This is a genomic window from Exiguobacterium sp. s91 (genome assembly GCF_018618915.1).
In the GTDB taxonomy this organism is placed as follows: Bacteria; Bacillota; Bacilli; order Exiguobacteriales; family Exiguobacteriaceae; genus Exiguobacterium_A; species Exiguobacterium_A abrahamii.
In genome coordinates, this window is the sequence record NZ_JACSMZ010000001.1 from 1,646,176 (window position 1) to 1,667,080 (window position 20,905).

Below are 20,905 nucleotides of genomic sequence, written 5' to 3' on the forward strand. Positions count from 1 at the left end.
TAAGCTTCCGCTTCGATTATTTTAAGATGGTTTCTGCTTTCTTTTGGAACACTTCCACTTCTTTGTCGACCGCTGCATCGCCACGGTACATTTTCTCGAAACTCTGTAAGTAGGTTTGTGATACTTTCTCCCACGATGAGATGAGAGGCATTGGTTGAGCAGCTTTCATTTGTTCACCAAACGTCTTAAGTTTCTCGTCATTTTGAAGTGTATCGTTTTTCCATGCTTCTTTTGTTGAAGGGAGCGACTTCGTCATCTCCATCCATGCTGTTTGTGTTTCTGGTTCACTCATATACGCGATGAATTTCGCTGCTTGATCTTTTTTAGAACTACTTTCAAAGATACTCAGGTTCGCTCCACCTAGGAATGAAATATTATTTTCTTTTTTTGGAAGAACTGCAGTCCCCCATTGTGATTCAATACCCGGCATCTGTTCATTAATCAGATTGATCATCCATGGTCCACTAATGAACATTGGAACATTCGGATCCTTTGCACCAAATGCTTGTACGATATCCATTCCTAAATCAATCGGAGCATACTTTTGTTTGAAATAACTCGTTAAATATTCAGCACTTTCAATGAATTCCGGCTGATTAAATAACGGTTTGTTATCTTGCGTCAATAAGTCCGATCCATTTTGGCGTGCAAACATGAAGTTCAACATTTGATCATTCGTATCCAAAGTAATCCCGTACATATTTTCGCCTGGACGTTTCGCAAGCTTAGCTGAAGCATCCTCGAGTTCTTCCCATGTCTCTGGCGCTTTTTTATACCCGACATCAGATAACGCATCTTTGCGATAGTAGAGAACTCGAGTATCGGTATACCAAGGCGCACCATAAACGCCATCTTTTAATTCGACTGTTTCATAAGATCCCTCATAAAAATTATCTTTTGCAAGAGATGGGTATTTCTCCACATATTTTTTCATGTCTGAAAGAGCACCAGCTTCAACGAATTCTGGCATCCAAGATGTACCCATTTGAACGACATCTGGTCCGTTCTTCGAAGCGACTGCCGTTAACAATTTATCATGTGCCGTATCCCATGGTATCGCCTGAACCTTCACTTTGACACCTTTGTTTGCTTTTTCATATTCTTTTACGAGCTTCGGTAATGCCTTTCCTTCTTCACCCATTGCCCATACCGTTAATGTCTTGTCATCTTCTCCAGATCCTGATGAACAAGCTGCTAATGTTGATACCGACAATGCGCCGACCGCAAGTGCTAGTCCGAGTTTTTTCATGGTTCCATTCCTCCATCTCGTATTAATCGAAACGTTTCGATTGTTTTCTAAAAAAATAATGTTTATACAAAGGTTTTTCCTTAAAGCAACAGGTTAAACGTTTCTATAAACATTATAAGCATACATGTATGCGCTTACAACCTATTTTTTTTATTTCTTTTGGAGGACCGATCCTGCGACGATGAACTTTGAATCAATCTTCGCATTCGTTCGCTCTTGTTTATCAATCAATTGAAGTAAGGCGCGAGCAGCGGACTTTCCCCAATCTAACTTCGAATAACTGACGCTTGCGATTTTCGGTTGTGTATAATTCGTAACCTCAAGCTTATCAAATCCCGTCAGTGATATATCGAGACCAATCCGAAATGATGTATTTTGTAAGACATCGTATACGCCAAGAGCCATATCATCGTTTAAACAAACGATGGCATCCCCATCTTTCAACTCTTCAAGGATTTCACTTGCAGCACGGATACCAGAACGTTTCGTAAATCCACCTTCCCATATACGAACCGCAACACCTGCTAAGTCTGCCTGTTCTAGGACAACAGCACGACGTTCGAAAGCATCATGGTTTTCTTCCGGTCCATCGACGAGATGAATACAGTGTGGTTTTGTAGCGATTATCGTTCGCATCGCTTGTTGCATACCCATCTCATTATCAAGTAGCACACAACTAATATTCGGATGATCCATGTTTCGATCAAGAATCGTCAGCGGATGTCCCCGATCAGCAAATCCAAGAATTTGTTCTTGGGTGAAACGATGACCTAAAATTATCCCGCCATCGACGATCCGTTCTGTCATGAGGCGATGGGATTCCGGTCCATTACAGACGATCAGCTCATATCCCGTTTCTGACAACTCATGATTAATTCCTTTTAATAATTCGCCGTAAAACGATCCTGAATAATCTCCTAGAAAGGCACCGATGATATGCGTCTTGCGAGTCTTCAGCGTTCTAGCAGCAGCATTTGGAATGTAATTCAACTCTTCCGCGATTTTCATTATACGTTGACGTGTTTTTTCCGTCACTTTCGTACTCCCATTCAACGCATAGGAAACGGTCGAAATCGAGACGCCTGCTGCCTTTGCAATATCCTTAATTCCTGTCATTTCACTTCACTTCCTTCTTCAAAAAGTATAGCATAGGACCGCCGCGTAAGGACCGAGTTCCTCTTCACAGTAGTCCCCTACACCTATTAATGTCTTACCCATCTTTATTCGATGTCGAATTGAGTGATTCGACAAATTAACTAAAATACGAAGGGACTGTTCGCCATGAATTCGATCAAATGCGATCATCGTCGATGGCGTCTCCTGCCACCTCATTTCTCCATCCAATAAGGCAGGCTCTGTCTTGCGTATCGAAAGTAAACGTCGATACACCTGAAGGAGACTATCATCATCCAGTTGTTGATCGTGGACGTTACGATCAGCATCGGTCATTGCCTGTAACCAAGCTGATCCTGTCGAGAATCCCCCCTCTTTCGTCCACATCATCGGAAGACGAGCATGATCACGACCCTTCAGCTGAACGGACTGTATAGCTCCACCTTGCTGTAAATAATGGAGGGTTTCGATATCCTGGTAATCAGATTGCTGAATGATTCCGTTCGTCATCCCGATCTCGTCTCCTTGATAAATGAAAGGGGTTCCTCGTAATGTCAACTGGAGCAATGCCAGCATTTTTGCTGCTCTTATATCATCGTCGTACCATCTAGAGAGAACGCGAGGCTGATCATGATTGTTCCAAAATAAGCTATTCCAGCCGTCTTCTTTCATCTCATCTTGCCATTTTTTAATCGTCATTTTTAGTTCTGCTGGATCAAACGATTGGAGGTGCCATTTACTTTTACCCGCCACCTCGTCAAGAGCGCACGTCTCAAAGTTAAACACCACATCAAGTAATCTCTCTTCTTGAAGTTGACGAATTTCGGATGGAGATAGACCTCCTGCTTCGCCGACTAAAAGAAGATTTGAACGATCAACGGGTGCCAACATCTCTCGTAATCCCTCCTGTACACGTTCGAAATTTAGCCAGCGGTGCGGATGAATTTGTTTTCCGATTAAATCGATGACATCAAAACGGAATCCACGAACTCCTTTTTCAATCCAAAACGATAGAATACGTGCAAATTCTTTTGCCACTATCGGCTGATTCCAATTAAGATCCGGTTGTTCCTTCGCAAAAGAGTGGAAATAGTATTGCTGACGTATACTCGAGTACGTCCAAGCAGAACCCCCAAAAAAAGATTCCACTTCTGTCGGTTCGTCACGCCAAATATACATGTCTCCGTATGGACCGTCTGGATCATGTTCAGATGCGATGAACCATTTATGGCAGGATGAGGTATGATTCGCGACTATATCCATCATGATCGTGATATCATGCCGACTCGCTTCGTCAATCAGGGCTTCCATCTCGTCCATAGACCCGTAGAGGGGATCAATTGAAGTATAATCCGCTACGTCATACCCGTGATCATAACCAGGCGACGTGTACACTGGGCATAACCAAATCATGTCCACCCCTAACCTCTGCAGATAATCCAATCGTTTCCGAATACCGTTCAGATCTCCGACTCCGTCTCCATTCGTATCTTGAAAACTTTTCGGATATAGATGATAGACTACTTGATGCCGATGACTTTTTATCATGTCATTCACTCCATTTCTCATATGCTAAAGGACAGGACGACTTCCGCGAAGTCATCCTGTCCTACTTTAGAGCGGAAGCTCGATTTGCAGTTCGTTTCCACTTGGAAGTATCGTGTTTAACGCCTCACGTTGCAATAGATAACCACCTTGACGATAACGATTGGATTGATTTGAAAGATTGAGCAGTTCTCCATTCCATAAAATGCGTCTTTGTTCACCCCGTGTGATTCGAATACGACAAGGGATATCGAATAGGTCCATCTGGATAGTTCCGGTTATGACTGGATCAAGAACTAGTCCATCTGAACGCTCTCGAATCCCTAAGACGTTCGTCATTAATTGATTCAGCCAAATACCTGGTCCACTCGAGTAAATTCGCCATCCCCCTTTAACCGGAATCTTACCTTCTTTCAATTCGTTCCAACGTTCTTGCGCTTCGTAACGCGTCGTAAACGCAGCATCCGAGCTACTGAAATACGCATTTCTCTGACGGTGGACTGCTTTCGGCACTTTTAGATCCACAGGATTAATGACGTCAAATGCTTCCGTTATGCTCTTTTCATCAGCTCCGATTTTCGCCAGTGCTTCAATGTAACGAATATGGGCATGCACGTACTGCAGCCCAATTTCACGACCGACATTAGCAGCTTGTTCTGCCCGCATGAAATGACGACTCACACCACCACGATATTGTGCTGGTCGGTCCATCAAACGCACACCATCCGGGAACTTTAAATGTTCTTCAATGATCTTTAAGTTTTGCATAGCTTGTTCTGGTGTAACGAGTTCTCCGATGATACTACGGGTCAGCGGTAACAAACGATATTTCATTGGTAGTCCATCATCTGTGGGATGAATCATCGGATGATATCCATCTTCTTCGACTCGTAAAAATCCAGGGATGACCCCGTCCAGAATCATGTCTGACTGGAAGGATTGTTCGATGGTAGTAGCTAGTTCCGCTAATCGCATGCTTAATGACGATTGTGGTAACTCGTTTGCTAACGTACGGAATGTTTGAAATGTCAACGCTACCGTCCAAGTACTGATTAATTTTTTCTTTAACGCATCATCTGCTGGTTGTAACGTATCGTCCCAATCTCCTCCGCCGTATGCGGAAAAGACACTGTTCGGTACGAAATCCTTTTCAATCCGTGCACACGCTCGTTCCACATGATGCAAGAGCGATTGTTTTAGTGTTTCCTGACCGGTCTCGGTTCGATATGGAAGCAGTTCATCGAGACATGCCCAATCGTGTGTTCGCTGAAGATAATCTGCGCAAGCCTTCAGTGGCCAGACAATCACATCACCATGGCTATCCTCCTGCTGGATACCAGCATATTCATCAAACATGAACCATTGTGGCCAATGTCCTGCCTCGAATTGATGTGAAAAAATCTGAAGCAGTAATGCGCGAGCTTCTTCAAAATGACCGAACGCCAGTAAAAATTCCATCGGACCTTGCGATACGTCGCGTGTTCCCCATGCAGCACCACCGTATTGCTCTAAGCCGTGCGGTGATTGGTAATGAATCCGCATGTTTTGGATGTACCAGTCTACTTGAAACTGTAGAGCATTCGCGTCCTGCCAGACGTCTTCAAATTTGAGGTTTTTTCGATAAGCAGCCTTCCATTGATCGAAGGACTTCCGTTCTTCGTCAGCATTGAATTCACACTGCATTCCTGCACCCATTCTCATAACAAGATGATCGGTCGCTCCGACAGATAACCATACCAAATCGTCTACGATTGGCTGAGTTAACCATTCAGATGTGGAGCCCGTTGAAAAAGGCTGATCTATTTCAAGCGTGTATGTCAAATCAGGTAGAATACGTTTACTCAATGATTCTTTTGTTGCCGTAAAATGAAGGCGTGCTCCTACCCGTTCCATTTGAAACGGCACATCATATTCTTGTGTGTGCATCGTCACTTGCTGACTGATTTTCATCGCACGCGGATATCGCGTCTTAACCGTCGTCTCAAGCACAGGTCGCTCAGCACCAATTGACGTACGGACTTCAATCGTCTCGTCATCTAAGAAGTAGTACCAGATTACTTCGTTCCATCCCATTTCAAAAATCGAAGGTAACGCTAATAATTGATAGGCTTCCTTTTGCTCAATGTATATGCGTTGCCCAGATGTTTTAGGGATGTTCAAAGGATTTCTGACGTTCGACATCCACTTGTTGTAATTCGTATTCCCATATACGATGTGCGAATTGAAGACACCATTCATATGGACTGTTGTCGCCAATTTCTTTTCTGTTGGCGCTAAACTTCCCGCATTTAATAAGATGCTTGCATGACTACGCTCAACAAGAAGTTCCTTTTCTTTTAGAACAACATGATGACCATTAGGTGTAAAGAAGGACAACAACTGTGTTCCTTCCCATTCTTCAAGCAACCTTTCCGGATACAAACCGTCAAGTTGTTGTTTCGTCGCTGTATTCCCGACAATCGTCTTTGGTGTTTGTAAAAAAGCCGTACGGTGATGTCCCTTCCGTTCCTCCTCACGCTCATATAAAGGTATAAATTGATCAATCGATTGTTCATCAAGTGCTTCTTCCATCGAAGGAATGAACCGTAGCTCAAATTGGAAAGATAGCTCTCCAGCTGATTCTTTGACAGCTGTTCGAATCGTCGGTAATGCGAACTCATACTGATTTATTCGAGAGGGTAAGTGTGCATTTAATCCCTCTGCTACATTCGTTTGCCGAAATGACGCACCATACACATCGAATCCATCCGTCGCAAACTCTTCGATTCGATCATGCGAAAGAATCGCAACGCTCGGAAAGCCTGTCGACTGTCGCTGGTTTTGTCGAGCCAATATCCCATGTTCGATCGCGACGTAGTCAATGTACTGTGCCATATATGCCTCATTCGTACGTACACCGGCTTCGTCAGCCAGTCCTAAATCCTGTGTATAGGTTACGTCAAATTCTCCTTCCCCAATGAGTGAGACTTTAAAATGCATTCCAGTCGTGTGAAGACTTGCGACGACCTCGTATCCGAATGTTTCGTAGTCACCTTTCCAGCTGATCGTACGCTCAGATATTGCTAGTTTACTAGGCGAATGGATACCAAGTAACGGTAAGGCCACACTGGAACCATGACGAACATATACATTCATCAAGGATTCATCAAATGGATGATGAATCAATTGATTGATCATGATACCTTGGTAACGGATTTGACGAATGTCGCCGCCTTCAGTCAGTGTCACACTAAATTCATCGTGTCGTAGATGTGGAATGGTCGTTAATGTGTTCATCAAATTGCCCCTTTTCAACAGTCTGTTTCAACCAAAATTTTTCATGTAATGCACATGTACTATCCGTACCAACATAGAGAATGAATTCACCAGAATCCGCTTTAACCGAACCGTCCGGATGTTGATACATCAACATCGAAGCATCGATACGGAATGTCACTTCTCGACTGGAACCGGCTTTCACAAGAACGCGTTCATATCCTTTTAATTGACGTAAGGGACGTGACACATCAGCAACCGGGTCTTGCACATACCATTGAACGATTTCTTCCGCTTCTAATGTGCCTTCGTTCGTAACAATAACGGATGCTTCCCATGCAGTTCCCTCCGGCTGCTCATATAGCCTTAACTGCGTATAGTTAAAATGGCTATAACTTAATCCAAAACCAAATGGAAATAACGCTTCATTTGGAGCGTCCAGGTATTTGCTTGTATAGCGTGGATCAGCGCCTTCGATCGTCATTGGTCGACCCGTCGGTAAGGCATCGTAACGTGATGGCAACTGACCGACATGATACGGAAATGAAATCGTTAGTTTTCCAGAAGGAATCACATGACCATACAGTAAACGGTGAATCGCTCGTCCTGACTCTGTTCCCGGATACCATGCTTCAAGCACTGCATCGGAATGATTAACGACATCTCTAAGATCGAGTGGTCGCCCGTTGAATAGCACGGTCACGATCGGTTTTCCAAGTGTCGCAAGTCTTGCCAATCCATCGCGTTGTGTTTTCGGCAAACGGATATCCGTTCGACTTCCAGCTTCTCCACTCATCCAAGACGCTTCACCTAAAGCTATAAGAATCACATCTGCTTGCGCCGCTACTTCCATCGCCCAATCCCAGTCAATTTCCGTATCAATCGTTGATCCTTCTGCAAAAACATAATCAATGTTCGCTTCATCAAACGCCTCTCGAATGGAAACCGCTTCTTCACGTTTTCCGTTGCCTGCCCATGGACCAAGTACGTCCGTTGAAGCAGCAAACGGTCCAATCAACGCGATCCGCTGATCGTCTGCTAATGGCAGCACTTGATCATTTTTCAGTAAGACACAACTTTTTTCAGCTAAACGCCGTGCCGTATTCCGATGACCTTCAGATAAGTGGACTCTTTTCTCAAGTTCGGGATCAATGCCACGATAAGGATCTTCAAACAACCCAAGATCTTGCTTTAACATAAGTATTCTGCGTACTGCTTCGTCTAATAAGTCCATCGAAACGACTTGATCATCGATCTGTTGTTCCAAATGATTTAAGTAAGCACCTGACATCATATCGATATCGACGCCCGCTTTGATTCCTTTTTCTCCAGCTTCAGCAAGAGAACCCGCGACACCATGCTGGATTAATTCCTTAATAGAAGACCAATCCGAAATCGTGACCCCGTCAAACTCCCACTCTTTTCGAAGAATTTGGCGTAACAGATACGTACTAGCTGTTGCGGGAACACCATCAACGACGTTGAAGCTTGTCATGATGAGTCGGGCACCCGCTTCGATTGCCCGTAGATAAGCCGGTAAATAAAACTCTCGTAATTCACGATCCGACATATCAACCGTATTGTAATCACGACCACCTTCAGCGGCACCGTAAGCCGCAAAATGCTTGACGCAAGCTGCTAAAGAATCAGCTTGTTTTAAATCCTTTGATTGATAACCACGTACGAAGGCTGCCGCATATTCTCCATTGAGCCAAACATCCTCACCTGTCGATTCCATGACACGCCCCCAGCGCGCATCACGTACAAGATCCACCATTGGCGAAAAAGTAACATGCAGTCCCGAAGCTGTTGCTTCGATAGCAGATTGACGTGCCATCATTTCCACTTCGTCACTATCCCACATAGAAGCAAGCGCCAACGGAACTGGATAAATCGTTCGATGACCATGAACGATATCCGCCATGAACAATAGTGGAATTCCTAATCGATTATGTTTTAAATAATTTTGCTGAATGCGAAATGCCTGTTCTGCTTGATGAATTCCGATGACAGATCCTAATTCATAACGGTTATCCTCTGTCAGACCACTTTCCTCCATTAGTTGAGCCACTGGTCCAGTCACAGTATCAGATGTCTGTGGATCATAGACAGAAGGAAGAATTTGAACGAGCTGTCCGATTTTTTCCTGTAGCGTCATTTGCTGTAGTAAAGCTTCAACGTTCATCTATCAGCACCTCTTATCCCTTAAATTTATCGAAACGTTTCACTTGTTAATCAAAATTATAAGCGCTTTCATAAAAATCTTCAACCTTTCTTTCGAAACGTTTCGATAAAATGTATAAAAGTAAGAACTCTTCCTTTTCAGAAAAGAGTTCTTACTTTGTTTAGATTCTTTATGACCAAATATAAATGCCATATACGACACCAACAGACGCTACAAGCGTCGTACCGATTGACACCAGCATCATTGTTAATCCGATTCCTTTTAATCGAACGGCTCGGGCTAACGCGAAACTAAACGAAAGCACTGTACCACTCGCAAGTACAATCGCCCCTGCGAATAACAATGTAGGATTGATCCATGCATCTCCGATGACGATCCATCCATAAGTGATACAGGCAAAAAGAACGGTCAAGATAAACCATCGTCTCGCTGACACGTTTTTCAACATATGGTTTCCTCCTAATTTGCTTCTACCTACTTGTTCGCCCTTTCCCACTAGATTCCTGTTACGAAAAAATCGTGCCTCCTGCTGTCAGGAGACACGATCCACTTAAGACGCCACTTGCCATTTTTCTTTTAATTGCTCCATCTCTTCTTGACCTTCGTGCGATTGCATCCACAGATTGAAGACATCAACAACGTCCCCTTCCGACTCTCGAACGAGGTAACTCTTCTCCGCCGGAATCCATTTTTCTTGAATTCTTGGTGCTGCGAGTCGCTTGTCGAGCGCTTCATAATGAATCGCCTCGACCGTATCGGTGATCATAACATCGACTTCACCTGAGGCAACCGCGTGCGGGATGTCGAGGTTTTGTTCATACATGACGATGTTTGCCTTCGTGAACGTCTTACGGACGAATTGTTCATTCGTTCCGCCTGGATTTAGACCAATCGTCACGTCTGGACGATTGATTTGTTCGATCGAAGCAAGACGCTTAGCATCTTCTTTACGGACGAGCGGTGTCTTTTGGAACGACAGATAACTCGACGTGAAGTCGCCGATGATCTCGCGCTCGATGTTTTTCGTCACACCCCCGACGACCATATCGAATTTCCCGCTAGCAAGATCAGCAGACAGCGTCGGCCATGTCGTCGGAACGAACTCGACATCGATGCCGGTCGTCTTCGCGAAAGAACGGATCACTTCGATATCGAACCCTTCGTACTCGTTCGTCTTCCGGTTCAAGTAGGTGAATGGTTTATAGTCCCCGGTCGTTCCGACGACGATTTTTTTCGTCGCAAAGACGTTCTTCGCTTGTACACGTCGTGGTTGCTCCGTTTGCCATAGCGTCAGTAAGCTTGCAAACAAGACTCCACCTCCGACGACGATCCATCCCCATTTACTCATGTGCTCCCGCTCCTTTCGCTCCGACCGTCTCACGTGTCGAGACGATGTTCCATTTTTTCTTCAATTTTTGAACTTGTTCTTGCCCCTCTGCACTTTCAATCCAGACCCGGAAAACGTCTCCAAGCTGTTTTTGGTCCGGTTTCATCAAATACGCCATCTCGGCTGGTTCCCATGCCTCTGTCAGTTTCGGCACCGCAAGATCGAGTTCTGTCGCGTAATGCAACGCCTCGATGTCGTCCGTCACCATGACATCGACTTGTCCGCTTTGGACGGCTTTTGGAATGTCCAAGTTGTTTTCAAAGACGGTCACATCTGCCTTCGGAAAATGCTTCTTCACGAACGCTTCGTTCGTTCCGCCCGGATTGACACCGATTTTGACTGCTGGATCATTGATTGCAGCGAGCGAATTCAAGCGTTCGACATCTTTCTTCTTTACGAGCGGTGCTTTTTGAAAGGAGAAATACGACGATGTAAAGTCTCCGACGACCTCGCGCTCGACTTTCTTCGTGATGCCACCGACAGCGATATCAAACTTGGATAATTTCGTATCCTCCGATAATGTCGGCCATGTCGTCTTGACGAACGTCACATCAAGATTTGCTGCTTTGGCGAACGCTTGGATGACATCGATATCAAAGCCTTGATAACGATTCCGGTCCTCGTTCCAGTATGTAAAGGGCTTATAATCCCCCGTCGTTCCGACGACCAGCTTGTGGTCTTCGAAGATGTCATGTGCTTCGGCATCCGTCTGTTGATTCCAGATCATCCAAGCGGCAACGCCTGTCAAAACAAGTCCTGCCAGTAGCCATGGTTTTTTTCTCATCGTATCTCTCCTTTCTGTTTCGTCGTTGCCCATTCACCGAATATTGCTACAATTTAACCTAAATGATTTTCGGTGTGGGTAATAGTCATTATCCTACCACACTTACACGTGATTTCAAGATAATTTGACGATTTTATGCATAAAAGCATTAAAAAGATGTTTTGATGACGGTTACAGTTCTACAAGTCGTCTCTCTTTACAGAAACCCCTCGTCTTTTCCATACTGAAACAGAATCATCAAATCGTGAAATGGAGGAATGGAACATGAGTCAGATTTTCATCATTGGTGCAAATGGTAAAGTAGGTCGTCACGCTGCTCGCTTACTGCAGGATTCGGAGCACGATGTCAAAGTAGGATTACGTTCCAAGGACCAGTTCAGTGATTTTGAGAAATTAGGTCATACCCCGGTCCATCTCGATCTTGAAGCGGACGTCGCGACAATCACTGATGCATTACAAGGATCAGATGTCGTCATCTTTACGGCAGGATCCGGCGGTCACACAGGAGCGGACAAGACGATGCTGATCGACTTCGATGGTGCCGTCAAATCGATTGAAGCAGCGGAAGCAATACGTGCAAAACAGTTCATCATGGTCAGTGCCTTGAATGCCGATTCGCCGGAAACATGGTCTGACAGCATGAAGCCGTATTACATTGCAAAACGCTACGCGGATCGTGTCCTGAAGGAATCGTCACTTAATTACACGATTCTTCGCCCAGGCGGACTATCCGATGAAGCCGGCACAGGAAACGTCACGACGGATCCGTCCGAACAAGCAACTAAAAAGATTCCGCGCGAGGACGTCGCACGCGTCATTCTGGCAGCAATCGGTCATGACAAGGCGTCGAAGCAAGTCGTCACACTACTCGAAGGTGACACACCGATCAACGAATTATTCTAATACAAAAGCTCACGTCTCCATTTCCGAGACGTGAGCTTTTTTGATCAAATGAATCATTCGTATAATTGGCGATACATCACGAGCATCGTCTCACCAATGACGGGTAACGACGCCGGAATGTCGATCCAGCGCCGGCTATCGTGATCAAAATACAGCCCTTCCGTACGCATCTTTTCTTTTGAGTTGATCTCATCGAACTCGAGAAACATATCCAGCTCATCATCCGCGTTCTGAAAGTCGTCCCACGGTCCGGGACCAAAATAAAAGAGTAGTCCTTCCGCATCGTAGCCAGCAAGCTCGTTCAACGCCCATTCCAAATGTGCTTCAGACTTGGCAGATGTCCTGACGGAGTCGGCTAGTGTTTGATGAATTCCAAATCCGTTTCCACTAAGCAAGTGACGTTGCTGATCCCATTCCCAGATGTTTTTCCAGCGTTGCATGAAAATGCTAAACCGATATGCTTGTGTCGCTTCATCCCGTTCACGCACGTCATATGACCAGGAAATCTTCTCTCCACTGATCCACATACTTACGTGAAAGTTTCCCTCACGCGCTTCATCATCTTGTAAAGAAGACCAACCTGATTGCTGTTGCTCTAGATACGTGAACAACGGAAGTCGGTCTCCCGCTTTTTCTTCAAACTCAAATTCAAATCGCTCGATACGGTTCAAAACATCTTCCCCCCTGCCTCACTCAATCACAAAGTCGATTCCAATCGGTCCTTCAACCGGCATCTCGTGAAGCAACTCATACCTTTGATTCGTAATGAGCAGTTTCCCTTTATCCGGGTGTTCAGGGTCAAATTCGATGAAGTATGATTTTTTCGTCTTGGGATGAATATATAAGTACTTGTACCATTTGTCTGCTTTCCAAAAATTCGGTTTGATTTCCTGAACCGAGAATGATTGACCGAACGTCCATTTGACTAAAATGTGGCGATCCCGATTTTGATTATCACGAGAAAATTGCTGAACGACTTGAACCCCTTGTGTTGCATCAATCATTCGAATCGGATCGGTACTATCAAAATTCGTATTCTGAAGAAACGGATAATATTGCTCGGTTTGTTCACCTGCCTCATTGATCCGAATCATCCAGCCATCCGTACTAGCGAAGTATGCCGTATCATCCTTTCCATAAAGTGCTGAGTATGCATATGGTTCATCTCTTTTCCGATATACGACTGGTTTTTCAGTCCGCTTATCCAAAAAAATCATCGCTGCTTTTTTTTCTTGTTCATGATCGCTACCAATACTGGCATACGCTAAATGATGCTTTAATTCAATCATCATCGAGTTTCCTGGTTCGAATCTCGCAGGCGTCTCATAGTTTTCTTTCGTATCAAAATTAGAAAAGGTGTGCGAGAATCCTGTTCCTTGAGACGAGCGCTGCGTCCCGGTTTTATATGAATTCAACGTCTTGAACCATGTATTCGTACCAAAGTGTTTGATCGATTCCATCATGGGATCGTGCTTGAAATACGTCACATTATGTTGAACAAACCGTCGTTTCGTAAAATCGAATGTATGGAAGTGATTCAGATATCCTGCGGAAGAGGCATACAACACATTCGGCGTACTCAGTTTTTGCACAAGCGTCATGTTCGTGATTGCAGGATCATGGACCTGACGTTCGTTTAATACCTGTCCTTTCATGTTGATCGTGACAATCGAACTATAAGCAAGTTCAGGATCATTCGTTTTCCCTTGTCCCTGTCCTGGATAGACCAACATCACGGTGTCTTGTTGAGGACTAAAATCGATGGCTGTAATCGAAGAACGTGGTATGACAGTTGCGTTTGCGCGATCCTGTTGCACTTTCATCCAGGTCGCTAAAAGGATACTTCCACTGACAAAAAACACTAGACTAAAAAAGATCCGCTTTTTACGGATAGACTTATCCATTCGATTCATGACTCCTTGACTTGTTTATTTAAACAGTTATTTCTACCTAGTTATACACTGTTTGATCGATGTATTACGTCTTTCTTACAACACTGTTAGACGAATTGACCAACTTTACAACATCCTCCTGAACTCTAACCACTAAAAAAATCCTCACGTTTCATTTAGAGACGTGAGGATTTTTGAAATCAGGTTATATTATTTTAATCTTGCTCCGCAATGGCACGCAATCCACGTAACGTTTGAATTTTACGTTCGTGGCGTTGCATCACGAATGAGAGACCCGTCACGATTGCGAGATTGAACCAGATCATCGTGTCGGTAATCGGATTAAACAAATTAATGAGTACTGCAATGATATTAACCAAAAAAACGACTTTGTAGAGTTGCAAAATCCGGTGTTCGTGATGGATCTGTGAATCAAAGTCCGAGTACAAATGAAATGGTTCATCCGAGGTCCGTTTTCTTAAGAAGACCCAGCGGAACGATGTATCCACGACTTCGATATCCATCTCTTCCAAAAACGCAAAGTAATCCTGCGACTTCGGATGCTTTGGCATGTTTTCTAATAACTCAATTCGATACGTGTACATACCAGGTTCACCTTTTATGAATACATAACGTCCGAGTCGAAACTGCTGTAAGTACCAGCCGTTGTTTGCCATCTCATTTAACCACACTTCTTCTTTTGCATAATCAGCGTAAAAGCGATAGACCGTTTTACTACTCACCTTGATCCACTCCCATCGTTTCTTGTCCATGTCGCACGAGTTCTTTTAATCGATCTAGCTCTACCTGTAATCTCTCCCGCCCCTGATTCGTCATGATGTACTCTTTCTTTCGCCCTGTTTCTTGCTCGATCGCTTCAATCCACCCTTTATCGACCAGACTGCTGAGTGCGCCGTACAATGTACCAGCAGCTAACTTGACTCGATCATTGCTCAACTCCTGGACGAATTGCATGATGCCATAGCCATGACGGGGTTGTTGAAGTGAAAGTAAAATATAATACACGGCTTCTGTTAATGCTGTCTCCTGGACTGTTCGTGCCATTTTCCCACTTCCTTACTACGTCTTCCGTTATATCGTCTCCCGATACACTAAAAATATCCTATTCCATGTAAAATGACAAGAAAAAAAAATACCTAGAGAATCTCTAGATATTTTTGATGTAGTACTTTATTTTACAATCATGACAGGGCTTTTCACGCGTTTTGCAATTTTATGACTCACACTTCCAAGCACCATCTCTTGCAAACTATTTAAACCCCTGCTGCCGATAATCGTCACATCAACTTTCTGTTTGTTCGCATGGTCAACGATTGCCGGACCCGGATCTCCTTTTAGAATCGTCACATAGTAGGAAACATTCGCTTCCTCCAGTTTTTCTTCAACCGCTGATAGTTTTTTTCGTCGGGCAACTTCGAGCGCTTCTTTTCCTTCTGTATGCAGTACATCATCTTTCACCTTCGAATAATCAGCGACGAAGACGACTTCAATTTTGCTTCTCTCACTCAGTCGAGCAACTTTGATCGCTTCTTCGGTCGCACGGACCGAATGTTCTGAACCATCAACCGCTAATAGAATATGTTCGTACATATCGTTCACTCCCTTGTATTTAATGAATAGGCATCTTCGCGGTCGGATCGTTATGAATCGCAAGGCGATCGATTAGCTTTTTACTTTCAGGATTCAATCCACTAATTTCAACATGATTTTGATTCGCCATCAGACGAATCATCACTTTGTCGATCGCCCCTACTCCAGAATCATCCCAAATTTGAGTCGACCCAAAATCAATCAAAATCTTTTCGTTTTGAATTTCGTAATCAAAGGAGGCAATGAAATGGTCAACCGATGCGAAAAATAATGGACCTTTCACGCTGTAGACGATTCTTGCCGGCTTCGTTTGTTGCGTGACCTTAATTTTTGATACTTTCGCAACAAAGAACAACGCGCTTAGAATGACGCCTGCGATAACACCGACGGACAAATCATGCGTAGCAACAACGATGAAGACGGTCGCAAGCATGACAAACGCATCTGCTTTTGGCGCTTTCTTGATATACGTAAAGGATGACCAATCAAATGTTCCGATTGATACCATGATCATGATACCGACAAGGACAGGCATCGGAATTTGAACGACTAGATCACCGAGGACAATAATCAAGAACATTAAAAAGATACCGGCGACGAGCGTTGATAATCGACCACGTCCTCCTGACTTTATATTGATGACCGATTGTCCGATCATCGCGCATCCCGCCATACCACCGAAGAATCCAGTGATGACGTTCGCGATCCCTTGCCCACGTGCTTCACGATTTTTCTCACTTTCAGTACCTGTCATGTCGTCGACGATCGTTGCTGTCAATAGTGACTCCAATAATCCAACGATCGCGAGTGCCAATGAATACGGGAAGATGATTCGTAAGGTCTCAAAATTTAAAGGAACATTTGGTAAGAAAAAGGACGGTAAAGAACGTTGAATTGCTCCTAAATCTCCGACTGTTCGCAAATCAGCATTAATGTTGATAGCTACTACTGTTAAGACGACGATGGCAATCAATGGAGCCGGAATCGCCTTGAAGAAACGCGGCACGACATAGACGATCAATAATGTAATGGCAACGAATACATAGGTCATCGTCGAGATTCCGATGAAATGTGGGACTTGAGCCATAAAAATCAAAATTGCTAATGCATTGACGAATCCGATCATCACTGCTCTTGGAATGAAACGCATGACTTTTGCTACTTTCAATACGCCAAAAATCATTTGAATGACACCGGTCAATATTGTCGCTGCTAATAAATACTCGACGCCATGTTCTTTGACAAGTGGCACCATCAGAAGCGCCATCGCTCCTGTCGCAGCTGAAATCATCCCCGGTCGTCCACCTACGAATGCGATAATGACGGCTATACAAAACGATGCATACAATCCCACCATTGGATCAACCCCGGCAATGATTGAAAATGCGATTGCTTCAGGAATCAGAGCAAGCGCCACAACGATTCCCGCTAACATGTCACCTCTAATATTTGAGAACCACTGTTCTCTTAAACTATCTTTCACTCTCATTTTCCACCTTTCCTATCTGTATTTTTTATATTGATTTAACCATCCATCTTTGGATGAAAGATCGTCTGTGTCTATCGACAGTCTAGCACCACCGTTCCCAAAAAGGAACGTTTTTAGTTTGAATTTTTATATTTCTTTATAAAAAAAAGCGTGAGAACGCTGAAATTCAGCAGTTCTCACGCTATATCATGTGTGATTATGATAGACACTTTTTGATATGTTGATAGTTCTTGTTCCCACCTGATAAGTTGCATACATCCGTAAATCCAAGATTTTTCAAGACATTTTGCGCAGCATTCCCGGTTACCCCTTTATTACAGTAGACAATCGTCGGTAACGTCGGATCCAATTCCTTCGCGCGTGTCCGCAGTTCACCAAGCGGAATATGGATCGCTCCATCAACATGATTTTTTTCAAATTGTGCTTTCGAGCGTGTATCGATGATTTGGAACGACTTCCCATTCGCGACTTGGTCAATTAATTCGTTCGGTGTCATCAAACGCGCTGTTTTTTTGATGGCATTATCGAGTGCCATTCCCGTATAGAGAACGGGATCCTTCGTCGTCGCGAACGGTGGCGCGTAAGCTAAGTCGAGATGGAATAAGTCTTCCGCTTTCGCCTTAAAGGTAATCGCTGTCGCTAGGACATCAATCCGTTTATCGACACCTTGCGGACCTACGATCTGGGCTCCGAGAACTCGCCCTGTTGCCCGATCGGCAATCGCTTTGATCGTCATCTCTTTCCCGCCCATGTATTCCGGACGATCTGGTTTGATGTTATGCAAGACTTCGATGTCATAGCCTGACTCACGCGCTTCTTTTTCCGTCAACCCCGTTTGAGCGACAGTCAAATCGAACGCCTTAAAGATTCCTGTCCCTAAAATACCACGGTGCTCCGCTTCTTCTCCGGTAATGACCATACCGGCAATCCGTCCCATCTTGTTCGCTGTTGAACCAAGCGGACGATAAAGTGCTTCACCCGTGATGACGGAGAAACTCTCTGCGACATCGCCGACTGCATAGACATCGGCTACATTCGTCTGCATCTTACGGTTGACTGCGATCGCTCCTGTTTTACCGAGCTCCACACCAATCTGTTTCGCAAGATCGGTGTTCGGCTTGACGCCAACAGATAAAATGACAAGATCCGTCTCGATCGTTTTTCCACTCTCAAGCGCGACCTCAGAAATACGTTCTTCTCCGTTGAACGCTGTCACGGATTCGCCAAGCAAAAGGGATACCCCTTTATCTTTCAAATGATCCGCTACACGTTCTGCCATATCGCGATCAAGTGGCGGCATGACTTGCGGTAAGCGTTCGACGAGCGTGACTTGAATACCGCGATACGTCAATTGCTCTGCCATCTCGAGTCCGATGAATCCTCCGCCGACGATCGTTGCCGTTTTCGGATCATGGGCATCAATGTAGGACCGGATCGCGTCGGCATTGCGGACATTTCGAACCGTAAAGGCATTCTCATGCTCGATTCCCGGAAGTGGTGGAACGATACTTGAAGCACCGGTTGCCAGTACTAACGTATCATATGTGTCCGTGAATCGATCCCCTGTCTTAAGATTGACGATGGTAGCTGTTTTTGTCGCATGATCAATCGATTCAACTTCGTGTTGTGTATGAATATCGATGTTATACCGTTTTTTAAAGAAAGCGGCATCTCGCGGTGTCAATTCATCAATGTCAGCGATTTCGCCACCAACGAAGTAGGGAATCCCACAACCTGAGTAAGAGATGTCCTGATCCCGATCATAAATCGTGATTTGCAACTCTTCACTATTTCGACGTGCTTTTGCTCCTACTGATGTTCCCGCGGCCACTGAGCCAATAATCAATAATTTCATAACTGTTTCCTCCTAGAAATCAATAAAGTATCAAGCTGATATACAAGCCAAGTAATGTGATCGCAAGTGTCGGGATCGTCAGAATCGTTCCGATTTTAAAGTATTGACCCCAACCAATCTTCACGCCTTTCGTCCGAAGCACGTGCAACCAAAGCAATGTCGCTAGACTTCCGATCGGTGTGATCTTCGGTCCAAGATCAGATCCGATGACATTCGCATAGATGAGCGCCTCTCGAATCGTTCCGGTTGCCTGACTTAAATCAATCGCGAGCGCATCAATCATAACGGTCGGCATATTATTCATGATCGACGACAAGATGGCAGCCAAGAAGCCCATGCCAAAAGTTGCGGCTGCTAAATTCGTCGCAAAGCCATCAATGATGTCAGCGAGAACTTGTGTCAATCCTGCATTTTGAAGTCCGTAGACGACGATGTACATGCCAAGTGAGAAGAAGACGATCGCCCACGGTGCACCACCGATGACCTTTTTCGTCGGTACGCTCGGTGAACGACGTGCCATCAATAAGAAGAACAAAGCGATGATACCAGCGACAAGACTGACTGGAATGCCGATGACGTCACTCGTGAAGTATCCGACGACCAGCAAGATGAGGACGAACCAAGATAACTTGAACATCCGTTGGTCCTTGATCGCTGTCGCGGGTGCGACGAGTTGCCCGACATCGTAATTCTTTGGGATACTCTTTCGGAAATAGAGATACAAGACGATCAGACTGCCTACGACAGAAAAGAGATTGACGAATACCATCCGTGACGCATACTCCGTAAATCCGATGTTAAAGAAGTCTGCTGAGACGATATTGACGAGGTTCGAGACGACGAACGGTAAACTTGCTGTATCGGCAATGAATCCGGAAGCGAATACGTAGGCTAACACGACATAATCCGGAAGTTTCAAGTGACGAACCATCGCGAGGACGATCGGTGTCAGAATCAAGGCTGCCCCATCGTTCGCAAATAAAGCCGCAACGACAGCACCGAGCAATGTCATATATACGAATAGTTTGACACCACCACCTCGTGCGATGCGTGCCATGTGGAGTGCCGCCCATTCGAAGAATCCAATCTCATCAAGAATCAATGAGATAATGATCAGAGCGATGAACGTAAAGGTGGCATTCCAGATGATGCCCCAGACAGTTGAAACATCATCGAGATTGACGACTCCCGTCAATAGCGCAACGAGCGCCATCCCCATCGCTGAGTAACCGATGCCGAGTCCTTTCGGTTGTTTGATGATTAAGAATAAGGTGATCAGAAAAATTCCGATCGCTAGTAAATGTGTACCGGTCAATGCGTTCACTTCATTTCTGTATTAAATTTCGTTTTTACCGATTAACAATTTGATGCTCCAAGAAGAACGATTTGCTGTCCTTCAGGTGTTTCTTCCAACGCAAGCGTAATATTTTCACTGACGCTCTCCAAATCACGATCAATCGCAAATAATAAGCCATCAAAGTCTTTCACTTGATCACCGTCTTCACCTATACCGAATCCAAGTCCGAAACTCGGTCCACAACATCCTTGTCCGGCTTGATATAAACGGATGCCAGGTGCTTGTTCATGCTCGACTTGTTCTTTTAAGTACGTAACTGCTTCGGGTGTAATGTGCATAG

At 44.6% G+C, this 20,905-nt stretch carries 18 protein-coding genes; 1 reads left to right on the forward strand and 17 read right to left on the reverse strand.

Going from position 1 to position 20,905, the window contains the following annotated elements:
* Positions 1–16: 16 nt before the first annotated feature.
* The 8 genes from KNQ06_RS08635 to KNQ06_RS08670 form a co-directional block, all read right to left on the reverse strand.
* Positions 17–1,249 (reverse strand): sugar ABC transporter substrate-binding protein, encoded by a 1,233-nt coding sequence (locus tag KNQ06_RS08635; RefSeq protein ID WP_214769421.1) that lies wholly within the window; start codon positions 1,247–1,249, stop codon positions 17–19.
* 150 nt (positions 1,250–1,399) lie between these two features.
* Positions 1,400–2,365, reverse strand: a complete 966-nt coding sequence (locus KNQ06_RS08640; protein WP_214769419.1) for a LacI family DNA-binding transcriptional regulator — start codon at positions 2,363–2,365, stop codon at positions 1,400–1,402.
* 18 nt (positions 2,366–2,383) lie between these two features.
* The gene (locus tag KNQ06_RS08645) at positions 2,384–3,910 is read right to left on the reverse strand and encodes a glycoside hydrolase family 13 protein (protein ID WP_215084522.1); all 1,527 of its coding nucleotides are present in this window, start codon (positions 3,908–3,910) and stop codon (positions 2,384–2,386) included.
* Positions 3,911–3,976: 66 nt separating this feature from the next.
* A complete protein-coding gene (locus KNQ06_RS08650; protein ID WP_215147991.1) occupies positions 3,977–7,183 on the reverse strand; it encodes a GH36-type glycosyl hydrolase domain-containing protein in 3,207 nt (1,068 codons plus the stop codon).
* Positions 7,143–9,347, reverse strand: coding sequence for a glycoside hydrolase family 3 N-terminal domain-containing protein (locus KNQ06_RS08655; protein WP_215147992.1), 2,205 nt, complete (start codon positions 9,345–9,347; stop codon positions 7,143–7,145). The genes KNQ06_RS08650 and KNQ06_RS08655 overlap by 41 nt, the downstream gene beginning before the upstream one ends.
* Positions 9,348–9,516: 169 nt before the next feature.
* Positions 9,517–9,795, reverse strand: a complete 279-nt coding sequence (locus KNQ06_RS08660; protein WP_215147993.1) for a hypothetical protein — start codon at positions 9,793–9,795, stop codon at positions 9,517–9,519.
* Between the two features lie 102 nt (positions 9,796–9,897).
* A complete protein-coding gene (locus KNQ06_RS08665) occupies positions 9,898–10,695 on the reverse strand; it encodes a transporter substrate-binding domain-containing protein (protein WP_029341356.1) in 798 nt (265 codons plus the stop codon).
* A complete protein-coding gene (locus KNQ06_RS08670) occupies positions 10,688–11,518 on the reverse strand; it encodes a transporter substrate-binding domain-containing protein (RefSeq protein ID WP_215147995.1) in 831 nt (276 codons plus the stop codon). The genes KNQ06_RS08665 and KNQ06_RS08670 overlap by 8 nt, the downstream gene beginning before the upstream one ends.
* Positions 11,519–11,782: 264 nt before the next feature.
* Here KNQ06_RS08670 and KNQ06_RS08675 point away from each other — a divergent pair, with 264 nt between their 5' ends.
* Positions 11,783–12,421 (forward strand): SDR family oxidoreductase, encoded by a 639-nt coding sequence (locus tag KNQ06_RS08675; RefSeq protein ID WP_214724681.1) that lies wholly within the window; start codon positions 11,783–11,785, stop codon positions 12,419–12,421.
* Positions 12,422–12,474: 53 nt separating this feature from the next.
* Here KNQ06_RS08675 and KNQ06_RS08680 read toward each other — a convergent pair whose 3' ends face one another.
* From KNQ06_RS08680 to KNQ06_RS08720, 9 genes are all read right to left on the reverse strand, one after another.
* Positions 12,475–13,092: a hypothetical protein gene (locus KNQ06_RS08680; RefSeq protein ID WP_215147997.1), complete on the reverse strand. Its 618-nt coding sequence runs from the start codon at positions 13,090–13,092 to the stop codon at positions 12,475–12,477.
* A gap of 18 nt (positions 13,093–13,110) precedes the next feature.
* Positions 13,111–14,325 carry a hypothetical protein gene (locus KNQ06_RS08685; protein ID WP_215147999.1) on the reverse strand — a complete coding sequence of 405 codons (1,215 nt, stop codon included), beginning with the start codon at positions 14,323–14,325 and terminating at the stop codon, positions 13,111–13,113.
* Positions 14,326–14,528: 203 nt separating this feature from the next.
* On the reverse strand, positions 14,529–15,056 hold the full coding sequence (locus KNQ06_RS08690) for a DUF2812 domain-containing protein (protein WP_214769398.1): 528 nt from the start codon (positions 15,054–15,056) through the stop codon (positions 14,529–14,531).
* On the reverse strand, positions 15,049–15,378 hold the full coding sequence (locus tag KNQ06_RS08695) for a PadR family transcriptional regulator (RefSeq protein WP_214769396.1): 330 nt from the start codon (positions 15,376–15,378) through the stop codon (positions 15,049–15,051). Before KNQ06_RS08695 ends, KNQ06_RS08690 begins: the two co-directional genes overlap by 8 nt.
* 126 nt (positions 15,379–15,504) lie before the next feature.
* Positions 15,505–15,924, reverse strand: a complete 420-nt coding sequence (locus KNQ06_RS08700; RefSeq protein WP_214769394.1) for a universal stress protein — start codon at positions 15,922–15,924, stop codon at positions 15,505–15,507.
* Positions 15,925–15,943: 19 nt separating this feature from the next.
* Positions 15,944–17,413, reverse strand: coding sequence for a SulP family inorganic anion transporter (locus KNQ06_RS08705; protein WP_251133501.1), 1,470 nt, complete (start codon positions 17,411–17,413; stop codon positions 15,944–15,946).
* A 196-nt stretch (positions 17,414–17,609) separates the two neighbouring features.
* Positions 17,610–19,268, reverse strand: coding sequence for an FAD-dependent oxidoreductase (locus KNQ06_RS08710; RefSeq protein WP_215084543.1), 1,659 nt, complete (start codon positions 19,266–19,268; stop codon positions 17,610–17,612).
* 19 nt (positions 19,269–19,287) lie between these two features.
* The gene (locus KNQ06_RS08715) at positions 19,288–20,592 is read right to left on the reverse strand and encodes an arsenic transporter (RefSeq protein WP_215084545.1); all 1,305 of its coding nucleotides are present in this window, start codon (positions 20,590–20,592) and stop codon (positions 19,288–19,290) included.
* 32 nt (positions 20,593–20,624) lie between these two features.
* A complete protein-coding gene (locus KNQ06_RS08720) occupies positions 20,625–20,903 on the reverse strand; it encodes an adhesin (protein WP_215148001.1) in 279 nt (92 codons plus the stop codon).
* Positions 20,904–20,905: the final 2 nt, after the last annotated feature.

Coding starts and splice junctions, on each gene's coding strand:
- KNQ06_RS08635 (WP_214769421.1), bottom strand. CDS start 1,249: ATGAAAAAACTCGGACTAGCACTTGCGGTCGGCGCATTGTCGGTATCA.
- KNQ06_RS08640 (WP_214769419.1), bottom strand. CDS start 2,365: ATGACAGGAATTAAGGATATTGCAAAGGCAGCAGGCGTCTCGATTTCG.
- KNQ06_RS08645 (WP_215084522.1), bottom strand. CDS start 3,910: ATGATAAAAAGTCATCGGCATCAAGTAGTCTATCATCTATATCCGAAA.
- KNQ06_RS08650 (WP_215147991.1), bottom strand. CDS start 7,183: ATGAACACATTAACGACCATTCCACATCTACGACACGATGAATTTAGT.
- KNQ06_RS08655 (WP_215147992.1), bottom strand. CDS start 9,347: ATGAACGTTGAAGCTTTACTACAGCAAATGACGCTACAGGAAAAAATC.
- KNQ06_RS08660 (WP_215147993.1), bottom strand. CDS start 9,795: ATGTTGAAAAACGTGTCAGCGAGACGATGGTTTATCTTGACCGTTCTT.
- KNQ06_RS08665 (WP_029341356.1), bottom strand. CDS start 10,695: ATGAGTAAATGGGGATGGATCGTCGTCGGAGGTGGAGTCTTGTTTGCA.
- KNQ06_RS08670 (WP_215147995.1), bottom strand. CDS start 11,518: ATGAGAAAAAAACCATGGCTACTGGCAGGACTTGTTTTGACAGGCGTT.
- KNQ06_RS08675 (WP_214724681.1), top strand. CDS start 11,783: ATGAGTCAGATTTTCATCATTGGTGCAAATGGTAAAGTAGGTCGTCAC.
- KNQ06_RS08685 (WP_215147999.1), bottom strand. CDS start 14,325: ATGGATAAGTCTATCCGTAAAAAGCGGATCTTTTTTAGTCTAGTGTTT.
- KNQ06_RS08695 (WP_214769396.1), bottom strand. CDS start 15,378: ATGGCACGAACAGTCCAGGAGACAGCATTAACAGAAGCCGTGTATTAT.
- KNQ06_RS08700 (WP_214769394.1), bottom strand. CDS start 15,924: ATGTACGAACATATTCTATTAGCGGTTGATGGTTCAGAACATTCGGTC.
- KNQ06_RS08705 (WP_251133501.1), bottom strand. CDS start 17,413: ATGAGAGTGAAAGATAGTTTAAGAGAACAGTGGTTCTCAAATATTAGA.
- KNQ06_RS08710 (WP_215084543.1), bottom strand. CDS start 19,268: ATGAAATTATTGATTATTGGCTCAGTGGCCGCGGGAACATCAGTAGGA.
- KNQ06_RS08720 (WP_215148001.1), bottom strand. CDS start 20,903: ATGCACATTACACCCGAAGCAGTTACGTACTTAAAAGAACAAGTCGAG.